7 protein-coding genes and 1 pseudogene are annotated in these 7,959 nt (G+C 56.0%); 4 read left to right on the plus strand and 4 right to left on the minus strand.

All coding sequences use genetic code 11. From position 1 onward, the window contains the following. Nucleotides 1–966 precede the first annotated feature (966 nt). A pseudogene (locus HUN39_RS18515) lies at nucleotides 967–1,158 on the minus strand (undecaprenyl diphosphate synthase family protein); the annotation flags it as partial. A gap of 217 nt (nucleotides 1,159–1,375) precedes the next feature. On the opposite strand from HUN39_RS18515, the gene HUN39_RS18520 reads away from it, so the two are divergent. The 3 genes from HUN39_RS18520 to HUN39_RS18530 all read left to right on the plus strand — a co-directional run bounded on the left by HUN39_RS18520 (nucleotide 1,376) and on the right by HUN39_RS18530 (nucleotide 3,788). Beyond that, complete coding sequence (locus HUN39_RS18520; RefSeq protein WP_175095911.1) at nucleotides 1,376–2,293, plus strand: IS1595 family transposase; 918 nt, start codon at nucleotides 1,376–1,378, stop codon at nucleotides 2,291–2,293. Then, complete coding sequence (locus HUN39_RS18525) at nucleotides 2,290–2,526, plus strand: hypothetical protein (protein ID WP_175095912.1); 237 nt, start codon at nucleotides 2,290–2,292, stop codon at nucleotides 2,524–2,526. The genes HUN39_RS18520 and HUN39_RS18525 overlap by 4 nt, the downstream gene beginning before the upstream one ends. Before the next feature lie 464 nt (nucleotides 2,527–2,990). Then, entirely contained in the window at nucleotides 2,991–3,788 is a 798-nt protein-coding gene (locus tag HUN39_RS18530) for a hypothetical protein (protein ID WP_175095913.1), read from the plus strand. A 45-nt stretch (nucleotides 3,789–3,833) separates the two neighbouring features. On the opposite strand, the gene HUN39_RS18535 is transcribed toward HUN39_RS18530, so the two are convergent. The 3 genes from HUN39_RS18535 to HUN39_RS18545 form a co-directional block, all read right to left on the minus strand. Then, nucleotides 3,834–4,061 carry a hypothetical protein gene (locus HUN39_RS18535; protein ID WP_175095914.1) on the minus strand — a complete coding sequence of 76 codons (228 nt, stop codon included), beginning with the start codon at nucleotides 4,059–4,061 and terminating at the stop codon, nucleotides 3,834–3,836. Continuing rightward, nucleotides 4,058–4,606: a hypothetical protein gene (locus tag HUN39_RS18540; RefSeq protein WP_175095915.1), complete on the minus strand. Its 549-nt coding sequence runs from the start codon at nucleotides 4,604–4,606 to the stop codon at nucleotides 4,058–4,060. Before HUN39_RS18540 ends, HUN39_RS18535 begins: the two co-directional genes overlap by 4 nt. A 137-nt stretch (nucleotides 4,607–4,743) precedes the next feature. Then, a complete protein-coding gene (locus tag HUN39_RS18545) occupies nucleotides 4,744–6,189 on the minus strand; it encodes a sugar transferase (protein ID WP_232366215.1) in 1,446 nt (481 codons plus the stop codon). A 1,447-nt stretch (nucleotides 6,190–7,636) separates the two neighbouring features. Between HUN39_RS18545 and HUN39_RS19065 the strand changes: the two genes are divergently transcribed. Then, on the plus strand, nucleotides 7,637–7,959 hold a 323-nt coding region (locus tag HUN39_RS19065), incomplete at its 3' end, for an ATP-binding protein (RefSeq protein WP_210267061.1).

Raw genomic sequence — 7,959 nt, forward strand, 5'->3', positions numbered from 1 at the left:
TCATTGGCGCTTCCTTTCGGAAGCTGTGAATCACGACATCGCGCCCAAGCCAACAACTTTATAGGTCCGAGCCCTAAGGAGAAGGCCCAGCCTCCACTCGCTTCTTGCGATGGATATCGCGACCGTCTTCGTTTTCTTCGTCGGCAATTACTTTCATCGTGCTTTTGCGCTGAAGATTTGCGATCAGCCTTTCGGGGCCGAGTCCGAGCGACGCAGCTGATGAGGCGTGATTTCGGGAGGACAGTTGAATCGGACAGGCACAATGCACGAGCCGGCGTGAGCGCCTGGGCATTGACGGCACGAAGGAGGAAGGCTAGATTTTTTTCGGGAAATAAGCTATAAGTCAGGACGACTTATATTGTAAATCTAACGCTACACGACAGGCGCCTTCAACGCCCTTCGCCCGATTATCAACACACGGATCAAGTAGTAGGAATTACATATGCTGGAGGGGCGCGGGGCCGTTAGATCCTGGAAGGTTTGCGCTTTTTGGTCAATATTCGCCATTGCACCGATTCTATGGTTACTTTTCCTGCACGAACCTACTGATCAATACGTTGCTCTAGACTATCGCGTATTCTCCGGCCTCGTGGCGCTTTTTAGCGCCCAGGCGTTTCTTGCCGAGGCGATCGGAATTCGCGCAAATGCGCAGAAAATCTCGTTTCCGCGCAGGCTGTTCCCGCATTTTGGCTTTCCGACGCTGTGGCGCAGGCGAATAGCTATGAAAGATATTTTGCGAACAGATTCGCTCGATGAGCGAACGGTTCGTTTTTTTCTCAATACCACAGAACTGGTGGACCTTTTATTTCCAGACTCAACGAGCAAACGACACGTTCTCCGCTGCGTCGACAAAGAGCTCGCTAGGTCGGTTCGAACGCTCCCGATAGCCGCCGCGAGACCTCGCGGTCGCTCAGCAGGCAACGAACCCAGATCGCCACGCTCTTGACCGCGAGGAGCGATTAGAGGCTAGCAACCCCCGAAACGACGGCGCCGGTGGGCGTAATCCTCAATCGCAATTTCGAAGGCCGTTTGGTCAAAATCGGGCCAATCGATGGGCGGGAAGTAGAATTCTGCGTAGGCAGCCTGCCAAAGAAGAAAGTTCGCAAGTCGCTGGTCTCGCGACACTCCAATGATCAAATCGGGATCTGGAAAATCCGATCCCTAGATGTTTGCCGATACTGTATTCACATCTATAGTCCGCCGGCATAAAGCCTCTGACCACCACGAAGGGATGGCTTTACCCTGCTATGCCAAGCTTTAGACCTCAATCGCGACAAACAGACGCGAAGCTATGAACGAAAAAAATGGGACCTATATATGAGTTTTACCTAACCAGAAAAGTAGGCTAGTATCTCCAAATCGACGGAGACGAGCCGTGCTTACGAATTTCGATAGCCTCTACAGCCTCTTTGATGCCTTCCCGGATGAACAGTCTTGCGTCGATCATTTGCGGTCGATCCGCTGGCGCGATGGGGAATTTTGCCCCTACTGCGGCGGCCATAAAATCTACCATTTCAGCGACCGCAAGACGCATAAGTGCGGAGAGTGCGGAGAGCGCTTTTCGATCAAAGTCGGCACGATCTTCGAAAACACGAAACTGCCGCTGCGCAAGTGGTTTGCAGCCATTTGGATGATCACCAACCATCCGAAGGGCATCGCTTCCGTTACGCTCGCCAAGGATTTGAAGATCACGCAAAAGAGCGCGTGGTTTATGCTGCATCGCCTTCGCCATGCGGCGCGCACGCCTTCGTTCAACGCGCCTCTGAAGGGCGACGTCGAGGCAGATACTACGTTTGTCGGCGGCAAGGAAAAGAACAAGCACGCCAAGGACCGCAAGGGCGGCAAACAGGGCGGCGCGGGCAAGGCGGTTGTGCTCGGCATTGTCGAGCGCGACGGCGAGCTACGCGCCGAGCACGTCGCCGATCACAAGGCAAAGACGCTTCAGGGGAAGGTCCGCCAGAACGTCGCCAAGGGGTCGGCTGTGCTGACCGACGAAGACATGGCGTTTGTTGGCCTCGACAAGGATTTCAACCACCTCGCCGTCAATCACTCGGCTGGCGAATATGTGCGCCTCGGCGGCTTCGTTCATACGAACAACATCGAAGGCGTCTGGGCGCTCCTGAAGCGCCAGATCATCGGCGTCCACCATTGGGTGTCGCCGAAGCACCTTCAGCGCTATGTGGACGAAATGACGTGGCGCTTTAACCGCCGCGATATGAAGCCGTCGCCGCGCATGAATGACATTTTCTCCTGCGTCGAGGGGCGGCTGCGCTATCGCGAGTTGATCGCATGACGAACAAGGGCAAGAAGCTGGAGCCGCCACTAAAGCTCGATATGGGCTTCGCGGAAATGATGGCCCGCGCGCTTCAGACAGACCCCAAAGAAGTCGAAGAGAGTATCGAGCGGGCGAAACAGAAAAAGCCTCCGGGGCTCCTTTCTCCCAGCGGCTCCAAGAGCGCCAGAACTGGAGAGATGGCAGAGGGCCGCAAACGCAGGTCCTCTGCCAAAGCTAAGGCGTTAGATTAGCGCCCGCGCCAGTGGGCGCAGACACTTTCACGACGACCGAAGCGGATGCGGGTATAGGCATTCACCCAAACCATCATCGTTCCCTTTCGCTGAAAAGGGTTGCAGATGGGCGGGGAACGTGGGATTCTCGGGGTGTTCGGTCGCCGAGGCCCGTGCGTTCACCCGCCCGGTTGCTTTGCCACCACGAAGGCTGGGTCCCCGTTCCACCGGGGTTCCGGCCTTCTTCGTTAGTAGCCCTATCGGCGCCGGGTGGTGCGGCGGAAGGGCTTATCAAGTGTCGCCAATCGATCCCCTATTCGAATCGCGCGCCGTTATCTCGACGCCATCGAAACCTACACGCGCCAGATTCTCCGTCAACAATTTTTTACCGCCCATACCATCGTTTATACCATTACCGGCATTGCGTGCGAGAGCAGAATAAAATACATTGCAGGCAGGATGATACTCTACGGAGGCGCAGCCCCATGTCCGGCAGGCCCAGAAGCCCTACCTATCCGAGCTTCGCGATTTCAGAAGCTATTGAATATGTAACAAAATTTCACAAGACCGAGCGTTCCAATGCTGTTGAACGCGAGGTGGCGGCAAAAGCCCTTGGGTACAGCGGCCTTACGGGCCGATCCGCGACAGTTCTGTCTAACCTGGTCCAGTATGGATTAATCGAGCGTACTGGCAAGAACGAAGTCCGGGTCAGTCGGCTCGCCGTTGATATCCTTTACCCGGATGACGAGACGAAGAAAGCGGAAGCGCTGCGATCGGCCGCGCAGGCCCCGGAACTGTTTAGGAAAATAGAAGAAAGGTTCAGTGACGGGACGCCGTCAGAGGCAGCTCTTCGCGCCTTCTTGATAAAGGAAGGCTTCACAGACACGGCCATACCGTCTGTTATGTCTTCCTATCTGCAAACCGTCCGATTTATCGAGGATGAGATAGGAAGAGATAGAAATGGACGCGCGCCCCAACGCGGGCAAGAATCGCTGTATCCTCAAAGTTCTGGAGATATCGCGGTGCAAGAAGCGAGACCTACGTTACCGACGACTCCGCGCCAGCAGCAACAACCTCACGCCCCCGCCTTATTAGGGGTGCATCAGCATGACGGTAAGGCTTCATTCCACTGGGTTGGTGGCAAGATCATTCTAACCGGCGGGGTGATCGCGACTCAGGATGATTTAGACGAGGCCGTTGCGTTTTTAACGGCGCTGCGCCCTCTGCTTCCACGCGCCAAAGCATCTGATGAGAATGCTTTGACCGCAGAAAATGATGAGTGATGTTAAAAACAAAAAGCCCCGCCAATGGCGGGGCTGCGGTAGGCGCTACCTATCTTCGATAGGATCGTGCTCTGTGTCTTCTGGATCGTAAACCCCGGACGTGACCGGCGCGTTTGAGGCCGCAAGAGCAGCAGCATGTTCGGCGGTCATTGTGTCGAATGCCGAGATAGCATTTTGCAATCTGGCGAGAGCTTCGCGGCGCGCCGTCTCCCTCACTGAGCGGGAGGTGTCGCATTGCTGTTGGAACGTAACGGAGAGATGCATAACCGTCATGTTGTCACCCTCCTTTCCATGTAGCTGACGCGTCCAATCGGTTCCGCGTGGTGAAATCCTAGCGATAAATATGCCGGGATTGCGTCTTCAACAGGGTCCTTGATCCGCAAAAATCGCTTCTCAAGGATGATCGCGTAGGCGTTCGCGACATCCGCGATAGTCGGAGCGATGAACCCTTTGAGGGGGTTACTATCACTCATCCACCTTTCCGCAAAATGAATCGTCAGGTTCGACGGACCTTTAGAGGGGCGGCCGTAGGCCATGCCACACACTCTACCATTGCCCCAGATGGCCAGCTCGAACCGATTGATATATGGGCGGAATTGTGACTTCAGTTCGTCCCATGGGTAGATTGGATCGTTGGCGTCGTCCCGCCAGCAACGTATAGCTGCGTCACTGATTGGCGCCAGCTGGATAGCTATGCCGGTTAAGCTTATATATGCCGGATTAACTCGAATGTTGCGCTTCAGCGCCTCTTCGGAAAATTGATAGGCCGCCGACCTGTATTCTTCATATCTTACAATAGCTTCGTAAAAATCTTTCACGAATCGGCCTCCAGACAGGAGCCGACCATACCACGGCATCAATCTAGGTCAAACTCGTATATAGGTCCCAAAAAAATCCACTGAATCGTAAGCAGCGTTGATCACTCGCGCAACTCGATCGACTGCTGCTACATTCTTCAATACCGAGAACGCGCCTCAAGCAAGGTCTCTGGCGCGAGCTGCTCGGCCTGGACGAGCCTCGTCACGGTCGCGTTCTCGTCGCGCCAGCGCATCGCCTGTTGCAAAATGCGATCATTTACCTTCTCGCTGCCCTGGACCGCGAACAAGAACGTGTCCACCACGATCTTGAGATCCAGCCATAGCGAGGCGTGATGGATGTACCAAATGTCCAGCGCGTCTTTTTCGTCAGGCGTCACGATTGTTCCGCCGTTGAGCTGCGCCCATCCAGTTATGCCCGGCCGAGCCAAGAGGCGTCGGCGCGGATCGCTCGGCTGGTCGTGAGGGAGGAGTGGACGTGGGCCAATGAGCGACATATCGCCAATCAGGACGTTCAACAGTTGTGGAATTTCGTCCAGTCGCGCAGCGCGGATTGCGCGGCCAATTCTGGAGAGACGCTGGTCTTCCGGAATCTTTCTGCCTTGCCGATCGTAAGGCGCGTGGTACGTGCGGAACTTGTAGAGGAGAAACCTACGCCCCTTTTGGCCGATTCTCTGTTGCCAAAAAATGATCGGCGCTCCGACATCGACGAGAACCAAATATGCGGCCATTAACGTCAGCGGCATAAGCGCCAGGAGCAGTGCGCCGGCTCCTACGAGATCGATAATACGCTTCAACTTGAAATAACCGCCGAGTTTCATCGCGTCATCGGCATCGCTACGCCAGTCACCGGAAGCGCGAACGATCGAAGGCGCTAAATTCAACGCCTCGGAGATTCGCGTAAACTTAAGCCCTCGCTCCCCACATTGCTCGCTCACCCTCTCTAAAGAGTCATCGGACAAACTCGTAACGTCATCCGAGAGCCAGACCTCATCGATCTCAATGCCGTGTACGGCATATTCGTCCACGATGGCTTCGAAATCTTCGACCAGTCCAACGATCTTCACCCCAGCGATAGCTCGCCCGATTAAAGCGTCCCGCGGATCAAGTGCGGCGACGACCTGGGTCGTCCGCGGACGCTGATGCTCCAGCAACTTTATCGTCAACGCCGAAAAGCGATCGGCTCCAATCAGGACGATGCGGCGTAAGTCTTGCGGCGTTGCAATGGCGCAGCGCTTTGCTTTGTGCGCATTGAGCTTCTGATGATAAACTCTCGCGATCGCCCGATCGACAATCAAGCCAGCGCCCAGGACCAGTCCGCAAATGAGCGGCGTAGAGCGCGGCACGCCATCGAGGCGAGTCAAAACGAACAGGAAAAGGCTGCTGGAAGCGACCGTCGCTGCGACAGCGCCACAAACGGCGAAAGCGTCGTGAACGGAAAACAGATGGTTCATTCCATCGCTGATCCGGAACACTAAGAAGGCGGGGATCGCACAGATGATTGTGACAAGCACATATAGATAGCTCGCAGGAATGCCTTCCGTTAAATCGCGAGCGTCGAGAAAGTTCGGATCGCGCAGCGCCAAAGCGATGATTGGGGCTGTAATCGCCCAGAAAACATCAAGCGGCGCGAGTTTCGAAAAGCCTGCCTTAGACGTCGGGACGTGCATGCGCATGATAAGCTTTCCGTCAAATATGTAAGTTTATCCCTCACTTAATATGCCGCAATTACGGCAAAACGGTGCACGCCGATCGAACGGCCTGACCTATTTGTGATCCCGATTGGTTACCGGTAAGCGAATTTCTAATGCGCTTTGACGCCCAAGTGGCGCCTTTGCATCACCGCCCCAGCAGCAAGCCCTTGAGGGGAGAGGTAGGCGGCGCAGGGAAGAGATCAGCGGCGCTGTCCATAAGCCCAGGCACGGGCGCGGTTGGAAGACGCGGCGGCGTCGCACATAGTTAAGTCAGACGCTTCAAGATCGTCACATTCACTGCCCGGCGGGGGCGCTCTCTCACATACGTGCGCGCAATCCGCCGGGGCGCGGCGCAGGTCTCATAGACCTCGGGCGACTAACGCCCTGTTAAGCGTGATCGGAGGCCTTACGATTGCACGGCGTTGAGTCGCAACGACCCACGAGATCTCTAACGCGAGGCGAGCTCACGGGCCGCTTCTACGTGGGCGACCCGGGGTCTCCGAAGCTCTGGCGGCCCCAAAAATAAACGCCCACGCACAAAAAGCGGCCGCCAACCACAACGCTATGATCGGATGGCCAAGCGCAAAAATCCGGAGAACGATAGCCGCTACAGCCGCAACTGCTGTCGCCACGAAAGCCAGCCTGCCGACGTCCAGCGTCCTGCCTCGTGGAAAGGCGGGCCTTGTTGTGAGGAGGAACCTTTCTGCGAGCGCCATCTTCTTCTTTCCTTGTCGGCCTCTTGCGAGCGGCTCCCGCGTCAATCGGAGCGCATATACGACACGCAACTTGTGCCTCACTGAAAACGCGCAACAGGCCTCAAGGTTCCCGCTGCGATCCAGGGGCAGGCGCTATGCCCAAGAACATGACCAATGAAGCCGTTCGCGAAACAATCGCTGTCGCGTTTGAACGTCGCGGAGCGGGACGCCTTTTATCGAGGCCTACCCAAATCAGCACAGGTTCGACTGCACGACGGCAATCCCGTTATTGCGCTGCACTCGGTCGAGTGCCTCTGGCGCGGGAAGCCTGGCAGCTTGCGGATATTGAGCGGAATTGGCCGGCCGGCGCCGTGCGAAAGCTTCCGAAAATGCGAGAAAGTCGCCCACTTGGGCAGGGACCGACATGTAATTGCGGGGGCAATCCAAGCCCTGCTCCATTTCAAGGAGCGGGTCCATATCATAGCTCTGTTGCCTGCGGCAGCAACGTTAGCAGTCACGGAGAAAAGCATTGCTGCGCACGCGAAATAGCTTTAGCTTGACCATTGCCTGATTTCTCGCGCTGCGGATGCGGACGGCTGCGAAGCCTCTCCTACGGGCAGCGCTGCCGTTAAGGTCGCGCGCCTGTGCCAACCGGAAACGCAGTAGCAATTCCAACTAAAGACGATTTCCGCGCTAGAATAAATACTGTCGTAAAAACATTTACCCCTGGAACGCCTATTTCTTCCCTAGCAGAACTGGTTGGCCGCGAAGCCAGCTTACGTGAACTACTCAATATCGTTGCGAGTCCGGGAGAGCATGCATTCATCGCCGGCGCACGTGGAACCGGCAAAACGTCGTTGGTCAGCTGGACGCCTCCAAAAACCTCTGGACAAATCGGGGTTGAGTTGATTCACTTGGTCATGTCGCAAGGGGATCGCGGCCATGGCGAAGGGAACGCCCGGATTTT

The organism is Methylocystis silviterrae, from assembly GCF_013350005.1.
GTDB classification, from domain to species: Bacteria; Pseudomonadota; Alphaproteobacteria; order Rhizobiales; family Beijerinckiaceae; genus Methylocystis; species Methylocystis silviterrae.

What these genes read in the sequence shown, in the direction of transcription:
- HUN39_RS18530 (WP_175095913.1), top strand. Translation starts at nt 2,991, where the DNA reads ATGTCCGGCAGGCCCAGAAGCCCTACCTATCCGAGCTTCGCGATTTCA.
- HUN39_RS18535 (WP_175095914.1), bottom strand. Translation starts at nt 4,061, where the DNA reads ATGACGGTTATGCATCTCTCCGTTACGTTCCAACAGCAATGCGACACC.
- HUN39_RS18525 (WP_175095912.1), top strand. Translation starts at nt 2,290, where the DNA reads ATGACGAACAAGGGCAAGAAGCTGGAGCCGCCACTAAAGCTCGATATG.